We start from the raw sequence: 18,893 nt of genomic DNA, 5'->3' as shown, positions 1-18,893 counted from the left end.
GGAGCTTACGGCAAAGAAACCGTAACACCCTTGCCATACTTTATTTACAGACTTACGCAAGCAACGATCATGTGCTTGCAAAAGAAATCAACAATGAAGAAAACTCTATTATTCGTTTTAATCGCCATTTCCACCTTGGCCAATGCCAATCCCATCGGAAAGCAAGAGGCCATGAAGCTGGCCATGCGGTTCTTGAAGCAAAAACAACCAACGACAAGCACTCGCGCGAAGTCTCAGCGCAACCAGTTGAAAATGGTCATGCAGTGCCCCAACGCTTATTATGTCTTCAACAATGGCAACGGGCAAGGCTTCGTCATCACGTCGGCAGACGACCGGACAGACGCGGTATTGGGATATGCCTATACGGGAAAGTTTGACGTAAACAACATTCCCGTGCAATTGAAAGACTTGCTCAGTTTGTATGAGCACGAGATAAAAACAGCTGTCCGCCTGCGGTTGAAAAACCTAAAAACAGCTTCAGGAACGCGTGCGGGACTAAGCGTGAAACGCTCCATTCACCCGCTCATCGAAACACGCTGGAATCAAGGAGCACCCTATAATGACGCCTGCCCGATGGGGGCTTTTGAACGAACGGTAACAGGATGCGTCGCAACTGCCATGGCACAAGTGATGTATTATCATCAATGCCCGCGGGGAGAAACCCTCGACACGATACCCGGCTACAAGAGCCCGAAGATAGGAAAGGTTCTGGACACGCTGCCCAAAACGACATTCGACTGGAAAAACATGCTGCGGACGTACGACGAGAATGCCAATCGGGAGCAGAAAAACGCCGTAGCTAAATTGATGAAATATTGCGGTGTCTCCACGGAAATGGATTATGCCACCGCCAAGCAAGGCGGGTCGGGAACGGTAGCCGTTGAGTTACCATACGCACTGACGCACTATTTTGGATACAGCAAGGCGGCACGCTATGCCGACCGTAGTGGATATACCTCAAAGACATGGAACAACATGATTTACGAGGAATTGAAAGAAGGTCGACCCGTACTGTATGGTGGCGTGACGCCAACAGGAGGAGGACACGAATTCGTATGCGACGGATACGAGTCGGGCGATTACTTTCACATCAACTGGGGATGGAGCGGCTTGTCTGATGGATATTTCCGCTTGTCTGTTCTCAATCCAGACCAACAAGGAATAGGATCGTTTGAGGGCGGATATTCATTGAGCCAGTGTGCCATTTTAGGCGTTAAGCCGAATGAAGGTGAAGAGCAGTTGGACGCCATGACGGTAATAGACCTGCACTTGCGCGGACTTAGCCAGATGTCGAGAAAAAGAATTGAACAAGGTTTTAAAGGGCTCAGTATGTCTTACGAGCTGTTCAATTACATGCTGTTGCCCTTTGAAGGTCAAATGGGCGTGGGCTTATATAAAGACGGTAAGTTGATGAAGGTGGTGCATGAGAGCGATGTTATCTCGTACGAGCCAATCACCCCTAAAAGGACTTTCTATAAGGCAATCTTGAAAAACTTTGGCGCAGGACTGAAAGGTGACTATCAGTTGTTGCCTATGTGCAAGGAAAAAAAGTCGAACACCTGGCAACTTTGCCCTGGTGCGGAGAAGTCGGTATGCAACTTACATATTACGGAAACCCAGTTGAACGCGTCCATCATCAACCCTCAAACCATCGACTTGAAATTGGTTTCCATTGACATGCCAAAAGTCATCAAGACGGGCAGGACTTATACGGCCATGGCGAAAATAAAGAATGTCGGTCCCGACTTTACCGGCTCGTTAAGTTTTGTTTTCGGCAACAAACGCTCGGTATTGGGTTTATCCATAGCGCCTGGCGCAACGATAGATGTACCTTTGAGCTTTCAACCCGACGTAGCGAAGCCGAAAACGCAATATCACATTAACGTTTGGGACAGCATGCAAGATCGTGACATCGATTTCGTAGGCAAAGGAGAAGTGGACGTCGCAGAAGGAAAGAACGTGCCAGACGCCAAATTAACGGCATCGGTATTCTGCACAAACGGCAGTCGCAAAAAGGCGGATGAACTGTATGGCACCCACATGGAAGGACGGTTTGAGGTTAAAAATACGGCGACAGATGATTACGACCGTGATTTGCTCATCGCAATAGTTGGAGAGAAACAAGACGTACAGATGAAACAGCTAAATGCTATCATTCCCGCAGGAAAGACTATCACGCTACCGTTTGCTTTCGACAACCTGATTCCTGGAACAAGATACATCGTAACATTACTGGGGTACGAAGGTATCTATCTAAAAGGTAAGGCTATATGCAATGGAGCCATTACATGCAAAGCTGCCGTGATGAAGTACCTGGCAGATGGAACGCCAGTGGCTCTTGAACCAGAAGAGAGTATCGACTTGACGGATGCCATAGCGGTAGACATGCGCGACTTAAACGTGAAGAAAGGTACAAAGTTGAGGCCGAGCAACAATCCCAACTGTCTATATTATCTACACGAAGCAAGCATCGTACCCGAGACCTTGAAAGACAAAAATGTCATCTTGGGTGATGAAGCACCGAAGATAACCTTACAAACCAACCAGCCCATAAAGATGTTGCGCAATTTTACCGCAAGAGAAATTACATGCCAGCGTCCTTTGGTTGCCAATGGTAAGGATACAGAAAGCGCATGGACTACCCTCTCTTTGCCTTTTGTCCCCAATGACATGAAGATAAACGGACAACCCGCCGAATTACATGTTTATAATTTCGTTCATGAGCAGGAGAACAAACTTTATTTTAACACGACTCAGCATATAGAGGCTTATTGTCCTTATCTTCTGGAAATAAAACACATTCATGACACAACAGCAGACATGATGCTGACCATTCATGGCAAGGATGTAGAAGTAAATCAGCATGCCAAGAGTGTTCTCGGTTCTGACAATTATAACTTTGTAGGAACGATTAGACAACATCAGCCGGGCTCGGCTTATCTCTATAATGCGGCAACAAATCGCTTTGAACTGTCTCAGGCACCAACCGTTGAGTGTTTCTCTGCTTTTGTGGAGCCTAATCATATCAATAACGAGAACGCCGTGAAGTCGCTGACTGTTGTATTGGATGACGTAGAGTTGGGCATCCCTACCCATACAACGACAAATGCTCACCAGTATGTCATCTATAACCTTCAAGGGGTTAAAGTTGGAGAGGGTAAAGATGACATCGCTCGTTTGCCTAAAGGCGTGTATGTTGTCAATGGAAAGAAGGTGATTAAATGATATAGGTAACTCTATGTAACACATAAGGGTTCGCCCTTCATTATCAAAACCTATTATCCCATGCCTTTTGAATGGGATGGTGATATGCAAACGCTCTGTTAATTTTAACCAATTGTATTAAAATTAGCAGAGCATTTTAAGATTACTACAAGAAGAAAAAAGAAGATTAAGAGTAAGCACTCAACATTAGCCGCCTTTGTTTGATATTCCTTCTCTACTAGCATTTAGAATGATATGGTTACAACCAAAAACGTCACCAAAACAGCGTATGCAAAATTGGGGGTACGCAAATGGAAGGAGAATTAATACTGAATTTTCTTTACAAAGAGCCTCTCATAACTCGCGTAAAAACAACCAACACCAAAGTTGGTCGCAAATACGCGAAATATGAGAGAGGATTGTAACGTACTGTTATTAAGAATGTTATGCGTATGTCGGTTCTTTTCGTTCGCATTTTTGCCCTTTCTTGGCAGCTAACCCATTGAGTTAAGCGTGTTATTTGCATGCTTTAAGGCTACTGAAGTATGTGAATAACACTTCTAATACATGTTTCCAAGCCCGTTAACTCAATGTTTCAGCTTGAAGAGACGTTTATTTTTCGAAAATCAGCCCATTTTTGTTGGGCGTTTGCCTATTGAAATTTTCTATTTTGGAAATTTTCAATGACCGTTTATTGGTAAAATAACAGGACAAAAACCACTTTCACACACCTGTCAACATCCCATTAAAAAGTATAAGGAGTGGCAAGATCATCCCCCGCTAAGGAAATTTTTAGTCGATATTTGTCCGTGTAGGTTATTTGCATTAAACGCTTCGGTTGGGGTACATCATTTGTCGACAAACTTAATGCAACATGTCCCATGGTGCGGCGAAAATTGATTTCAACGCATGGATGTACACACAATTCTTTTGCATCTGCCAACTTCACAATCATCATATCCACGCCAAAGGGACCCACATACTTGCCAGATACTTCCGCAACCAACAAGGAATGCAAGGTACGTTGCAAGAAATTGAGCAAATCAAGGGGTATAAATTGTGAAATCTCTTGACGCTTTGTCTCCTCACTGGCAACGATATTCCCAAAATAAGCGCCATGCACAGTAGAAAAGAGAGAAAGCCCCAAATATTGGATGTCACCTTGTGCGGAGGCTTCAAATTCCATTCCAAAATCTAATACCTTATCATATTGTGGTTCTATCATGATGCCACCCTGTCGATGTATCAGGTTTTTGCACCACCCTTCTACATGGGGTGTGAAATCATGATCAACATATCGCATTCCTCTCCCACTGCTACTCCATGGCGCTTTCAACACAAAACGTTGATGAGGTTGATTGAACAGTGTCTTGAGACTTTGAACTTGTCCTGTAAAATAGGTACTTTTCCCCACAAATCTTGGATGAGAAGCAACCAAGGCAGGAAGGATATGGGTGGCTGCAAACCTACGATTGCTCATTTGTCGAATGGTGTCCAACTGTGCATCGTTGGGCAATACCGCTGTAAAGTTAGGATTGCAGGCTAACAAACGTTTTACCAAACTTTTATTCATTCCCCATGCTTCCACCTTCATAGGTGACAATGTAGATAATTGTTGCAAATCACGATCCGTGACAAATATCACTTCTTGCGCATCATCACCATGATGCCGTACCGTTTCTAAAGCTGCTGGGACATCGTCGACCAATACCATATCTCCATCTTCAGCCCATAGAGCTGGCAGATAACCCAAGTCAGTGCGCAATTCACGGGCTGCATGTGGCGCAGTAAACTGTTCCATATTGACAGCCAAAGCGATGTCATGTTCAGGATTGAAAACATGCAATTTCATTAAACAAATCTCCTTTCGTTTTAAGTACATGCAAAAATAATAAAAAAAGATGATATTTTGCAATATAGACTTTGCAATTATCGAAATTAATATTACCTTTGCAGTGGTAAAAACTTCATAATTAGTTTTTTTACATGGAATCTTTCTTTCGCACACATACGAACCTTGTCGAACATACAAAAGCGCCAGTTCGTCGCACCCTCATGGATGAGATTGACTGGAATGATAGGTTGATTGGAATCAAAGGCTCCAGAGGGGTGGGCAAGACAACCTTTCTATTGCAGTATGCGCAAGAGAACTTTGAAAGCACAGATAGAAGTTGTCTGTACATCAATATGAACAACTTCTACTTTCAAGGATGTGGAATTGACGAATTTGCAGCCAGTTTTGTACAAAACGGAGGAAAGGTTTTGCTGATTGATCAGGTTTTTAAGCAGCCAAATTGGAGTACAGAACTCCGCCGATGCTATGATAATTTTCCTGATTTGAAAATCATCTTTACGGGTTCGAGCGTCATGCGCTTAAAAGAAGAAAACCCCGAACTCAATGGCATTGTTAAGAGTTACAACCTTCGTGGATTCTCTTTCAGGGAGTTCCTAAACTTAAAAACAAATCAACAATTTAGGGCTTATTCGCTTGATGAAATCCTTAAAGACCACGAACGCATTGTTAAGCACATCTTACCAAATGCAAGTCCTAATAAATATTTCAAGGATTATATCCATCATGGTTTTTATCCTTTCTTCTTGGAAAATCAAAATTTCTCGGAAAATCTACTGAAGACCATGAACATGATGACAGAGGTAGACATTCTGCTCATCAAACAAATAGAATTGAAGTATTTGACAAAAATAAAAAAACTGTTCTACCTCTTAGCTACAGAAGGTCAGTGTGCACCTAATATCAGTAATTTGGCGCATGAGATAAAGACAAGCCGTGCCACGGTGATGAATTACATCAAATATCTGGCAGACGCACGATTGATTAACATTATTTATCCCGTGGGACAGGATTTCCCAAAGAAACCCGCGAAGGTAATGATGCATAATACTAATTTACAATATGTTATCTATCCCAACAAAGCAAGTGAACAAGACCTGATGGAGACGTTCTTTGTAAACTGTATGTGGAAAGATCATACCGTTAATCAGAGTTCCAAAGACCATTTCTTCATCGTGGATGACAACAAAAAGTTTAGAATTTGCGATGCCAAGAGCGAACATAAGATAAGGTACAACAATGACACGCTGTACGCTAGATATCATACAGAGGTAGGACAATATAATAAGATACCACTTTGGCTTTTCGGTTTTCTATATTAGCTGAACAAAAAGCATCGAGACAAGTTCAGGGTGATGCAAAAGAATATCAGTATTTTGAATACAAAGATTATATACAAAACATTCATTAATATTTAATAAAATGGCAAAAGAGAAAAAGTTTATCACTTGTGATGGTAATGAAGCCGCAGCACATATTAGTTATATGTTCTCAGAAGTTGCAGCTATTTATCCTATCACTCCATCATCAACGATGGCAGAACACGTGGACACATGGGCTGCCAAGGGTCGTAAAAATATGTTTGGACAACCTGTCCTCGTACAAGAAATGCAATCAGAAGCTGGCGCAGCTGGTGCCATGCACGGCTCATTGCAATCAGGTGCACTGACCACTACCTATACTGCATCGCAGGGTTTACTGTTGATGATTCCTAACATGTACAAGATTGCAGGCGAACAGTTGCCTTGTGTCATCAATGTTTCTGCACGTACAGTCGCTACGCACGCACTGTGTATCTTTGGAGACCATTCTGATGTCATGGCTTGTCGACAGACAGGTTTTGCTATGTTCTGTTCTGGTTCTGTTCAAGAGGTTATGGATTTGTCAGCCGTACCACACTTGGCAACCTTGAAAACAAGCATTCCATTCATCAATTTCTTTGATGGTTTCCGTACTTCTCATGAATATCATAAAATTGAAATGATTGATGAAGAGGCTATCAAAAACATGGTTGATAACGATGACATTAAGCGTTTCCGTGATCGTGCATTAACACCCGAACGCCCTGTAACTCGTGGTACCGCTGAAAACCCAGAAACCTTCTTTACACATCGTGAAGCATGTAACCAGCATTATGAGGATGTTCCAGATGTAGTTGAAGGCTACTTGAAACAAATCTCTGATTTGACTGGTCGTGAATATCATATCTTCTCTTATTATGGTGCAAAGGATGCAGAGAACATCATCATTCTGATGGGATCGGCTTGCGAAGCTACTCGTGAGGTGATTGACCACCAAATGAAGGAAGGTAAGAAAGTGGGAATGGTTTCTGTACACTTGTATCGTCCATTCTCTGTAAAGCACTTGTTAGCTGCTGTTCCTAAGACAGTAAAGCGTATTGCTGTGCTTGACCGCACAAAAGAGCCAGGTGCAGAAGGAGAACCACTGTACTTGGACGTAAAGAGTGCATTCTATGATGTAGAAAACAAGCCACTTATCGTTGGTGGACGCTACGGATTAGGTTCGGCAGACATAACTCCAAGCCACATCATCTCTGTATTTAACAACTTAGAGATGAACGAACCAAAGAATCATTTCACTGTTGGTATCGTAGACGACGTTACATTTACTTCACTTCCTTTGTTAGAAGATAAGCCTTTAGCATCTGAAGGATTGTTTGAAGCAAAATTCTTTGGATTGGGTGCTGACGGAACAGTTGGTGCGAATAAGAACTCGGTGAAGATTATTGGTGATAATACCGACAAGTATTGTCAGGCTTACTTCTCATACGACTCCAAGAAGTCAGGAGGTTTTACCTGCTCGCATTTGCGCTTTGGCGATCATACAATTCACTCCACCTATAAAGTGATTACGCCTAACTTCGTGGCATGTCACGTACAGGCATATTTAAGAATGTATGATGTTTTACGTGGACTTCGTAAGAATGGAACATTCCTTCTGAACACGGTCTTCGAAGGAAAAGAATTAGCTAACTTCATTCCTAACAAGTTGAAACGCTACTTCGCTAAGAACAACATCACCGTTTACTACATCAACGCTACCAAGATTGCACAAGAAATTGGTTTGGGTAATCGTACGAACACCATTCTTCAGAGTGCTTTCTTCCGCATTACAGAAGTCATCCCTGTTGACCTTGCCGTAGAACAGATGAAGAAGTTCATTGTAAAATCTTACGGTAACAAGGGTCAGGATATTGTTGATAAGAACTACGCTGCCGTAGAACGTGGTAACGAGTACAAGCAATTGGAAGTAGACCCAGCATGGGCTCAACTCGAAGACGACCCAGAGGTGAAAGAAGAAGATGTACCCGCATACATCAAAGAGATTGTACGACCTATCAACTCACAAGCAGGTGACTTGCTGAAGGTTTCAGATTTCATCAAGCATGATATGGTAGATGGCACCATGAAAAATGGTTCAGCCGCTTACGAGAAACGAGGCGTTGAAGCTTTCAACCCCGAGTGGACCTCAGAAAACTGTATCCAGTGTAACAAGTGTGCATACGTTTGTCCTCACGCAGCTATCCGTCCTTTCGTTTTAGATGAAGAGGAAGTGAAAGGCTTTGATGATACTACCTTGGCAATGAAGGTTCCGAGACCAATGGCTGGTATGAACTTCCGTATCCAAGTAAGTGTGCTCGACTGTGTTGGTTGTGGCAACTGTGCCGACGTATGTCCTGGAAACAAGCAAGGAAAGGCATTGAAGATGGTTCCATTTACACGTGACGAAAAGATGATAGAAAATTGGAACTACCTCACAAAGAACGTAAAGAGCAAACAACATCTTGTAGATATCAAGAGCAATGTGAAGAATACACAGTTTGCACAGCCGCTCTTCGAATTCTCAGGAGCATGTGCTGGTTGTGGTGAAACGCCTTACGTTAAATTGGTTTCACAACTCTTTGGAGATCGAGAAATGATATCAAATGCAACAGGATGTTCTTCCATTTATTCTGCATCATTACCATCAACACCTTACACTACCAATGCAGAAGGAAAGGGACCAGCTTTTGCAAACTCATTATTCGAAGACTTCTGTGAGTTTGGTATGGGTATGGTATTGGGTAATAAGAAGATGCGAGACAGAGTTATATTGCTCTTAAACCAACTTATTGAAAAGGAAGATACCTCAAACGAACTGAAAGAAGCTGCACAAAAATGGATGGAAGCGAAGGATAATGCTGATGCTTCGAAAGAAGCAGCTGCTCAACTCAAACCTCTTATCCAAGCTTGCGCTGACAAAGGCTGCACTATTGGCAAAGAACTGATGACACTTGAACATTATCTCATCAAACGTTCGCAATGGATTATTGGAGGTGACGGAGCCTCTTACGATATTGGTTTTGGTGGATTAGACCATGTCATCGCTTCTGGTGAAGATGTTAATTTCTTGGTTCTCGACACAGAGGTTTACTCAAATACTGGTGGACAGAGTTCAAAAGCTACACCTTTAGGTGCCATTGCCCAATTCGCAGCACAAGGAAAGCGTATCCGCAAAAAAGATTTAGGTTTGATGGCAACCACCTATGGCTATGTTTACGTGGCACAAATAGCAATGGGAGCTGATCAAGCACAAACGTTAAAGGCAATTCGTGAAGCAGAAGCTTATCCTGGACCATCACTCATCATCGCTTACTCACCATGTATCAATCACGGTTTGAAAGCTAAGGGTGGCATGGGAAAGAGTCAAGCCGAAGAAGCTCGTGCCGTTGCTTGCGGTTACTGGCATCTGTGGAGATACAATCCATTACTTGCTAACGAAGGAAAGAATCCATTCCAACTCGACTCCAAAGAGCCAGACTGGAGTAAATTCCATGATTTCTTATTAGGTGAAGTTCGTTATCTGTCTGTTAAGAAAGCCTATCCCGATGAAGCAGAAGAACTATTCCAAGCTGCGGAAGACATGGCAAAGTTGCGCTACAACAGCTATGTAAGAAAAGCACAAGAGGACTGGAGTTTTTCTAATGAAAAGGTAGATGAAACAGAGAACAACAATCCTAATACAGCTGAAACAAAAGAAGAAGTAGTTGCAAGCAAGCCCAAAGAAGATTCTAAGGCTGAGCATGTAGATGCCAAATCTTAAACATCTGTATAGACTATGTGTATGAGTAAGATAGCTTAACGCAATCTCGTTACACAAACACACTTTATATTTATCACAGCAGGGTTGTCCTTGCTGTGATTTTTTTATAAATAGTTCGGCTCTATTTCATGATTGTACTGCTGTATAGAGTGTTTTATTCTTAAAATCTTTCATTTGAACATATTGTTATATTCATCAATTTTCGTATCTTTGTCCATGATAATCAGTTAGACCATTTACAGATTCTAATAACCATACCATAAATTACATCACTCACTATTAAAAGAAGTAATGATCACTTTCTCAACAGAAAATATTTTTCTCTTAGGCTCTTTCTTAGTATTAGTCAGCATACTTATCAGTAAAACAGGCTATCGCTTCGGCATTCCAACATTGCTGTTATTCTTGTTTACAGGGATGTTTTTTGGCAGTGAAGGGTTGGGTATGGAATTTGATAGCCCACACGACACACAATTCATTGGTATGGTGGCATTGAGTATCATCCTGTTTTCTGGCGGTATGGACACCAAGTTTAAGGAAGTTAAGCCTATCATTGGAATGGGTGTCATCCTATCTACTTTGGGTGTAGTGATGACAACAGTCTTGACAGGCGGGTTTATATTTGCATTATCGCAGTGGGCAGGCATGGATATTCAATTGTCATTGATTGTATCGATGCTGTTGGCTGCAACCATGTCTTCGACAGATTCGGCTTCTGTGTTTAATCTTTTGCGAACACAAGGAATTGGCTTGAAACACAAATTGCGACCAACGTTGGAATTAGAGAGTGGTAGCAACGACCCCATGGCTTATATGCTGACGATAGCACTCATCAACGTAGCCCTCTCGGGTGATGATTTTTCTTTTTTAGACTTATCACTAAACATTGGCTAACAGTTTTTATTAGGAGGAGCACTAGGCTACGGTCTTGGTCGCTTGACAGTTTGGTTGATTAATCGTATCAATCTCCCAAACGCAGCACTCTATCCTGTACTTCTTCTAAGTATGGTGTTTATCACCTTTACACTGACCGACTTGTTAAACGGCAATGGATATTTAGCAGTGTATATTGCAGGACTTGTAGTGGGCAACTGCCGTCTGTCTTATCGACGAGAGATGTCTACGTTCTTAGATGGACTTACTTGGTTGCTCCAAATCATCCTATTCCTCACCCTTGGACTGCTGGTTAATCCTTCAGAGTTGATTGACGTAAGCCTCTTCTCCCTCGCTATCGCAGTGTTTATGATGCTTGTTGCGCGCCCTGTAAGTGTATTTTTATGCTTACTACCCTATCGCAAAATTCCATTGAAAGCCAAAACTTTCCTATCATGGGTTGGTCTTCGAGGTGCCGTCCCCATTATTTTTGCCACATATCCCATCATTAACGGTGTCGAAGGAGCAGACCTCTTGTTTAATATTGTCTTCTTTATCACCCTGCTATCACTTACAGTGCAAGGTACTACCATCTCATTAGTGGCGAAAAAACTCCAGCTCGACATGCCAGAAGAAAAGAGCGGTAATGAATTTGGAGTTGAGATTCCAGAGGAATTAGGCTCAAAACTAAAAGAGGTAACTTTAGAAGAGAGTATGCTTGAAAATGGAAACTTATTATCTGAGATGAACATTCCTAAAGGAACGCTTGTTATGATGGTGAAACGTGGAAAAACTATCTTGGTTCCCAATGGTCAATTACCTTTAGAGAAAGGTGACATCTTGTTATGCCTCTCCAGTGCCAACAAGCATCCTGAGTAGATGATTCAAAGCGAAGATTAGCACAACATTCAATAATGCTAAAAGAGTTGTAACTCATCTGGGAGTTACAACTCTTTTAATATTTGTGACTAAGTTTGTCTTCCTTTACTTTACTTTGTCAACGATAGCCTTGAATGCTTCAGGGTTATTAACAGCGAGATCTGCAAGCACCTTACGGTTAATTTCAATGCCTGCCTTGTTCAAAGCACCCATTAAAACAGAGTAACTCATTCCTTCAAGGCGAGCTGCAGCATTAATACGCTGTATCCATAAAGAACGGAAGTTGCGCTTTTTATTACGACGATCACGATATGCGTAGGTAAGACCCTTTTCCCAAGTGTTCTTAGCTACTGTCCACACATTCTTTCTTGCACCGAAATAACCTTTAGTCTGCTTAAGGATTCGGGTTCTCTTTGCTTTTGATGCAACATGATTTACTGATCTTGGCATAGTTTTTCTTTCCTTTAAATAATTTGACTAAAAGTGAATTAACGCAAGTTGAGCAAGTCACGTACTTGCTTCAAGTTTGACTTGTCTACAAGAGTGTAGCCTACTAAGTTTCTCTTTTGCTTCTTAGTCTTCTTTGTCAAGATATGACTATGATAAGCATGATTACGCTTAATCTTTCCTGTTCCAGTGAAACTAAAGCGCTTCTTTGCACCGGAATTTGTTTTTTGTTTTGGCATTTTTTTACTTTTTAAATTGTTATTTATTTACTACTGTGGCAACGTATATACCAGGACGTTACGCACAATCCAGCTTTATTCTTCTTCCTTAAGTTTCTTGAGTGCCTCAGAACCATTTTTAGCGTTATCAAAAAGTCCGCCATTAGACTTTTCCTCTTTTGATGATCCGTCTATTGGAACTTTCTTCTTCGCCTCTTTTGCTTCTTTCAGAGCTTGCTCACGATCACGCTTTTGTTGACTCTTCTTCTCCACGCCTACTTGCTTTGGTGAGAGATAAATAAACATTCGTTTACCTTCTAACTTTGGCATTTGTTCTACTTTACCAAAGTCTTCCAAGTCGTTAGCAAACCGTAACAACAACACTTCGCCTTGTTCCTTAAACAAGATAGACCTTCCACGGAAGAAAACGTATGCCCTCACTCTGTTACCTTCATTCAAGAACTCGCGTGCATGCTTGAGTTTGAACTGGTAATCATGTTCATCAGTTTGAGGTCCAAAACGTATTTCCTTGATATCTACCTTTACCTGCTTCTGCTTCATTTCTTTAGCACGCTTCTTCTGTTGGTAAAGGAACTTACTATAGTCGATGAGACGACAAACTGGTGGCTGCGCATTTGGAGAGATTTCTACAAGATCAACATCCTGCTGACGAGCTAAATCCAAGGCTTGACGGGTTGGCATTACCTGCGATCCGTCATCACCAACAACACGCACTTCCCTAACGCGAATCTGTTCATTCACGCGGTACTGTTTACTTAATTTGTCATTTTTCATTCAACTATATTAATGGTTCTAAGTGTGAAACGGCTGCAAAGTTACTGATTTTATTACAATGAGCCAAATCTTTATTCATATTTTTTAGCACAATAAGCATCATCGCACGAAAGTGTAGAGACGATTAACAAATACAAAATCACGACTTTTGAATACAGACAACCTTTCAGTTTCGTATAAAGTACGATTTTAGTAATTCGCAAACAAATTTTTCTGTTCTGTTATTTGCATTAGCGTAAGTTCTATCTGTGAACCTCGAAGCTTGAATAATCTTGCTGTTTGAGCAATTCTTCCAACGTAAAAGTTCTGTGCTGTCGCATAAATTGATCAATCATATTCACTTGAGAAGTTTGATAAATTCGCCTTCCAAGTAATTTATTGGTTGTCCACATCATTTTTGCCATGTGTAGTTCTTTCACGAAATCTGAATGCTGATGCTCTTTATTTAACGGATATTTACTTAACAGATAGAACACCAAGCAATCTGGAACGATAAATTCACGCTTCATAGATTCACGCTGTCGCTCCGTATAGAATTGTCGATAAATAGGATAATCTGCCCCTAAATACTTATCCAAAGAAATACCTATCGCATCATTTCCAATCACTATACTTTGATCTAACGCCCCAATTTGTGAATAAATAACAGGAACTTTGAGGTTGGGCAATAGCCTCTGGAGTTTTCTAAAGGCATTACTTAAATCTTTATTGATATCGTCCATACTTACAAACTCCGATTCGGCATCGGCAATGATGACCTGCAATAGCGAATCTTGATAGAAGTTTAAAAACTTGGCATTGATTCCCGTCTCGTTTACTTCTCCAATATTCAGTACATCTTCTATGAGAGTACGAGTTTCCATAGGATAGGTAGTATTCATTTGTTGCAATGCCGAATAATCTCCTGTGGTGAGATAACGGCTTTCAAGTCGATCATAGCGCTGAACTTCTACCAGCAACTTGCGATCGTCTTCATTGTTTGGCTTGAGTTTTAATTGACAGGCACTCAGCAAAAGAACAAATAATATGAATATGTGATGTACTTTTATCAAATCTCCAACCTATTCTTGATTATACTTAGCAAAAGTACATAAAAATAATAAAAGTTGCAAATTTTAAGATAAAAAGTATAAATTTTAAGCAAATTTATTTTAAGATAGCACCGAAATCCTCTTATTTTTTGTTGTCAACCCACTTTAATGATGTTTCCAATTGAAATCTTCAAGGCACGATTTCGCTTAATCAAATAGACCTTATTTAGTGAGTTCAGAAAAGTGGTGGCGACCCTTTCCGTAATATTGCCACAAGACAGAATATGGCGACAAGAGTTGACGATTGGAAACACTTCTATGTTGCTGTAGGTATTGTCGGTCGCTATCAAAATCTTTTTTCCACTTACGAAAGGCTTTACGTGCTTTGAATACGGCTTTGAAATCACCCCAATGCCCATCAAGAATCAGCATTTTGAAAGCAGCAACATAGTCAAGCCACCACCTGACACGCATCACATGCTGCAATTCGTCTGTCTCCAAATTCTTATAAAGCATGGTGAGATTGTTCCTAAAGTTCAAATAAGTTTTCATTGGATTGTTCTTTGGCAAGGTTCCTCCACCCACATGATACACCTTACTCTCAGGAACACAATATATTTCTCGTCCCATGGCGCGCAATCTCCAGCAGAGATCAATCTCTTCGTTGTGCGCAAAGAAGCGACCATCCAAGCCGCCTACCTTCCAATAATCAGTGGCTCTAATCATCAAACAAGCGCCAGTAGCCCACAGAATAGGGCAAACTTCATCATATTGTCCCTCGTCTTTCTCAACCACATCAAACACCCTACCCCTGCAAAACGGATATCCATACTTATCGATAAATCCTCCACAAGCTCCTGCATACTCAAAATAGTCACGCTGTCTTATCGACAACAACTTGGGTTGGCACGCAGCCGCCTCAGGATGTGCGTCCATCCATGTGATCAATGGAGAGAGCCAACCAGAAGAAACTTCGATGTCTGAGTTTAATAATATATAATAGGTGGCATTGATTTGTCGTAGAGCTTGATTATATCCCTCGGCAAATCCCCAGTTTTTATCCAAGAGTATGCGTTTCACTGAAGGAAACTTTTCCTTTAACAATGCAACAGAACCATCGGTAGACGCATTATCTGCCACAAATACCTCTACTGACTCCTGTAGATGTTGCAAGAGAGTGGGAAGATATTTGACCAACATTTTCTCGCCATTCCAATTTAAGATAACGACAGCTACTTTCATAAAACTACTTTTAATGCTGATTGTTGATGATTGAAGTCGCCCAACTTAACGGTAATCAATTGGTTATCGTATTTGTCTTTAGCTAAAGACGCAGGGAGTTCTACACGAATATAGTTCTTCGTAAAACCATGCATGGTTCTTCCTCTTACCGCTTTTTCAAACAAGACTTCAGCCTCATGACCGATATACTTTTGATAAAAAGCTTTTGTTTTTTCATCAGAAAGCTGAAGTAGACGCTTAGAGCGTACTTTCTTTTCTCTGTCCGTAACGACATAAGGTATCGATAGTGCTCTTGTCCCTGGGCGTTCTGAGTAAGGAAAGACGTGCAACTGGGTTACATCCAACTGTTTCAAAAACTGATAACAAGCCTCAAAATATTCAGGTTTTTCTCCACGTGAACCCACCATCACATCTACTCCAATGAAAGCATCGGGTATTTTTTCCTTGATATACTGTATTTTATGTGCAAACAATGCAGTATCATAATGGCGATGCATGAGTTGAAGAACCTCATCAGAACCACTTTGCAAGGGGATGTGAAAATGCGGCATAAACGCTCTGGAATGTGCGCAATAATCTATCAACTCATCGTCAATGAGGTCTGGTTCAAGGCTGGAAATGCGAAAACGCTTGATGCCTTGCACCTGATCCAATGCTTTAACCAAGTCCAAAAATGTCTCGTTGGTGCTCTCGCCAAATTCACCTATATTTACACCAGTCAACACTATTTCCTTCCCTCCTTCGGCTGCAGCCTGTTCAGCCTGCTTCACTAAAAAGTCAATAGAGGGATTACGCGAGAAACCACGCGCAAAAGGAATGGTGCAATAGGTACAGAAATAGTTGCAGCCATCTTGTACTTTCAGAAAATAGCGAGTTCTATTTCCTCTCGAACACGAAGGTTGAAAAGTCTTGATATCCTTTGTCTTAACAGATTGATATGTATGAAGAGATGGACGATGATTCAGACTCGTTGCAGCCAACTCACTCTTTTGAAGCCAAGCATCATTGAGATACTGCACCAAATTCGCTTTTTCGTTGGAACCCAACACCAAGTCAACCCCTTCAATTTGGCTCACCGTTTGTGATTCTAATTGTGCATAACAGCCTGTCACAATCACAAATGCGCCAGGATTCTCACGCACCATGCGCCGAATAGCTTGTCTACACTTATGATCTGCCACCTCAGTGACAGAGCAAGTATTGATAAGACAAATATCAGCTGGTTCACCTCGCTGCACCGTTCGTACCCCCATCCCTTGCAAGAGTTCTGCAAAAGTAGAGGTTTCTGAAAAGTTGAGCTTGCAACCCAGTGTATAGTAGGACGCCGTTTTACCTTGAAAAGCACTTGTATCTATCATACCCATAAAATCAGACTGCAAATTTAAGAAAAAAACTCATATAATATAGCTGTGAACACCACTAATCCTAAAGTGGACAAAAAGGAAGCATGGATGAAGGCTCTGATTGACACGCTTTAACTGAAAACAGCCAACGTTTTCTCATTCCACATATCTTGTGCAGGATAGTCCATAGCATTCAACTGACTATCTACTTGAACCAAGGTCATTGAAGCGTCTGTCCCACATTGCTTTAGGATACCTCTATAGGAAACGAAACAGCCAACCGCTCCCACCTATGAAAGACTTTGCGGTTGGCTGCATATAGATTGAATGGGGATATGATCAAAGTTCTGAATGATGGATATGTGTTCACAAACAATTTTTCCCGAACTTATAACTCTGATGTTCAGTCTTGTCACATCAACAAACCTTTTCTCCTAATCTTGCTGTTTCTTTGAGTTGACATCGCCATAACGTGGCAAATGGAACTCGTATGACTTATCGAACACCTGACTCACCCTATTTATTTCGAGCAAAGTAGTACCTCCATTCTTTCCAAAGCTGCCACTCAAATAAGCGATCTTATCTTCAGACTGAATGTAACCTTTTTGTCGGAGCATGCGGATAGCTGCTGTAAAGATATATTCCGAGTTGGTGTGTTCCTTTTGGTAGATGGGCAGAATACCATAACTGAGGTTGAGCAAGCGCTGTGTCCTCTCTCTGTAACAGATAGCCAAGATAGGTGTAGGACCTCGGAAAGCAGCCAAATTTCGAGCTGTCAAACCAGTTTCACTGTCGGTGATGATGCCTTTCACACCCAACTGTCGTGTTGATTCTATGGCTGAATGTGCCAAGAATTCACGTTGGGTGATATTGTCTTTCTGAATAGGATTAACATCACTGTCCCATGTTCTATCTGCTTCTGCTTGTTCTGCAATGCGAGCCATGGTTTGCACGGCTTCCAAAGGATATTTCCCTGACGCCGTTTCACCACTCAGCATAAGAGCATCGGTTTGCGAAAAGATAGCATTAGCAATATCTGTGACTTCTGCTCGTGTGGGTCGTGGATTATGAATCATGGTATGCAGCATCTGTGTAGCTACGATAACGGGCTTTTTTTTCATCACACACTTACGTATGATTTGCCGCTGAATACCAGGAATTTCCTCAATAGGAACTTCGATTCCCAAGTCTCCTCGAGCAATCATCACACCATAAGAGGCTTCTATAATCTCGTCAATGTTATCTACTCCTTCTTGATTCTCGATTTTTGAGATAATCTTGATGTCACTATTGTGCTCATCTAAAATAGCTTGTACCGCTTTGACATCCTCTGCATTGCGCACAAAAGAATGGGCAATGAAATCGATATCTTGCTCGATAGCAAACAAAATATTATGCTTATCCTTTTCTGTAAGTGCAGGCAAATCAATGTGTTCGCCAGGAATATTCACACTTTTGTGAGCTCCTAACACTCCATCATTCTGCACTTGAGCTATCAACATGGGACCAGCATTCTCGATTACCTTCATGCAGAGCGCACCGTCATCAAACAAGATGTCATCACCCACCCTGACATCTTTCGTAATATCCGCATAACTCAAATTGATGGCGTCATGAGTTGTGTCAATGTCTGGGCGTCCAAAGATTTTCACTATTTCGCCCGTTTTGTATGTCAGGGGTTGTTCTACATTGGTCGTTCTCACCTCTGGTCCCTTGGTGTCTATTAAAATACCGATATGAGAGGATACTGCTCGCACATTTTTAATAATGCGAGTCATACCTTCAGGTGTAGCGTGTGCAGTATTCATTCGCACAACGTTCATCCCTGCAAAAAACAGTTTGCGCAAGAAGTCTTCATCGCAGCGCAAATCACTGATAGAGCAGACTATTTTTGTTTGTTTCATTA

11 protein-coding genes and 1 pseudogene are annotated in these 18,893 nt (G+C 41.6%); 4 read left to right on the top strand and 8 right to left on the bottom strand.

Annotation, left to right across the window (positions count from 1 at the left end; all coding sequences use genetic code 11):
• Positions 1–93: 93 nt before the first annotated feature.
• Positions 94–3,225, top strand: a complete 3,132-nt coding sequence (locus HMPREF9304_RS02460) for a C10 family peptidase (protein WP_231564448.1) — start codon at positions 94–96, stop codon at positions 3,223–3,225.
• Between the two features lie 724 nt (positions 3,226–3,949).
• Here HMPREF9304_RS02460 and HMPREF9304_RS02455 read toward each other — a convergent pair.
• Positions 3,950–5,056, bottom strand: a complete 1,107-nt coding sequence (locus tag HMPREF9304_RS02455) for a hypothetical protein (RefSeq protein WP_036926203.1) — start codon at positions 5,054–5,056, stop codon at positions 3,950–3,952.
• 134 nt (positions 5,057–5,190) lie between these two features.
• On the opposite strand from HMPREF9304_RS02455, the gene HMPREF9304_RS02450 reads away from it, so the two are divergent.
• The 3 genes and pseudogenes from HMPREF9304_RS02450 (at position 5,191) to HMPREF9304_RS02440 (ending at position 11,911) form a co-directional block, all read left to right on the top strand.
• Positions 5,191–6,378, top strand: coding sequence for an ATP-binding protein (locus HMPREF9304_RS02450; RefSeq protein WP_036926202.1), 1,188 nt, complete (start codon positions 5,191–5,193; stop codon positions 6,376–6,378).
• A 100-nt stretch (positions 6,379–6,478) separates the two neighbouring features.
• Positions 6,479–10,159 carry a pyruvate:ferredoxin (flavodoxin) oxidoreductase gene (gene nifJ / locus HMPREF9304_RS02445; RefSeq protein ID WP_036926201.1) on the top strand — a complete coding sequence of 1,227 codons (3,681 nt, stop codon included), beginning with the start codon at positions 6,479–6,481 and terminating at the stop codon, positions 10,157–10,159.
• Positions 10,160–10,453: 294 nt separating this feature from the next.
• A pseudogene (locus tag HMPREF9304_RS02440) lies at positions 10,454–11,911 on the top strand (potassium/proton antiporter).
• A 105-nt stretch (positions 11,912–12,016) separates the two neighbouring features.
• On the opposite strand, the gene rplT reads toward HMPREF9304_RS02440, so the two are convergent.
• The 7 genes from rplT to pyk all read right to left on the bottom strand — a co-directional run bounded on the left by rplT (position 12,017) and on the right by pyk (position 18,891).
• Positions 12,017–12,361 carry a 50S ribosomal protein L20 gene (rplT, locus tag HMPREF9304_RS02435; protein WP_008125626.1) on the bottom strand — a complete coding sequence of 115 codons (345 nt, stop codon included), beginning with the start codon at positions 12,359–12,361 and terminating at the stop codon, positions 12,017–12,019.
• A 38-nt stretch (positions 12,362–12,399) separates the two neighbouring features.
• Positions 12,400–12,597 carry a 50S ribosomal protein L35 gene (gene rpmI / locus HMPREF9304_RS02430; protein WP_008125624.1) on the bottom strand — a complete coding sequence of 66 codons (198 nt, stop codon included), beginning with the start codon at positions 12,595–12,597 and terminating at the stop codon, positions 12,400–12,402.
• Between the two features lie 75 nt (positions 12,598–12,672).
• Positions 12,673–13,371, bottom strand: a complete 699-nt coding sequence (gene infC, locus HMPREF9304_RS02425; protein WP_036926200.1) for a translation initiation factor IF-3 — start codon at positions 13,369–13,371, stop codon at positions 12,673–12,675.
• Between the two features lie 242 nt (positions 13,372–13,613).
• Positions 13,614–14,423 (bottom strand): gliding motility protein GldB-related protein, encoded by an 810-nt coding sequence (locus HMPREF9304_RS02420; RefSeq protein WP_036926199.1) that lies wholly within the window; start codon positions 14,421–14,423, stop codon positions 13,614–13,616.
• A gap of 201 nt (positions 14,424–14,624) precedes the next feature.
• On the bottom strand, positions 14,625–15,644 hold the full coding sequence (locus tag HMPREF9304_RS02415) for a glycosyltransferase family 2 protein (protein WP_036926198.1): 1,020 nt from the start codon (positions 15,642–15,644) through the stop codon (positions 14,625–14,627).
• On the bottom strand, positions 15,641–17,002 hold the full coding sequence (mtaB, locus tag HMPREF9304_RS02410; RefSeq protein ID WP_036926225.1) for a tRNA (N(6)-L-threonylcarbamoyladenosine(37)-C(2))-methylthiotransferase MtaB: 1,362 nt from the start codon (positions 17,000–17,002) through the stop codon (positions 15,641–15,643). Before mtaB ends, HMPREF9304_RS02415 begins: the two co-directional genes overlap by 4 nt.
• A gap of 419 nt (positions 17,003–17,421) precedes the next feature.
• Positions 17,422–18,891, bottom strand: a complete 1,470-nt coding sequence (pyk, locus tag HMPREF9304_RS02405) for a pyruvate kinase (protein ID WP_008125614.1) — start codon at positions 18,889–18,891, stop codon at positions 17,422–17,424.
• Positions 18,892–18,893: the final 2 nt, after the last annotated feature.

It is taken from the genome of Hoylesella timonensis S9-PR14 (genome assembly GCF_000762405.1).
Lineage (GTDB): Bacteria > Bacteroidota > Bacteroidia > Bacteroidales > Bacteroidaceae > Prevotella > Prevotella timonensis_A.
Note: the sequence above shows the minus strand (reverse complement) of the source record. Positions and strands in the feature narration are given on the sequence as shown.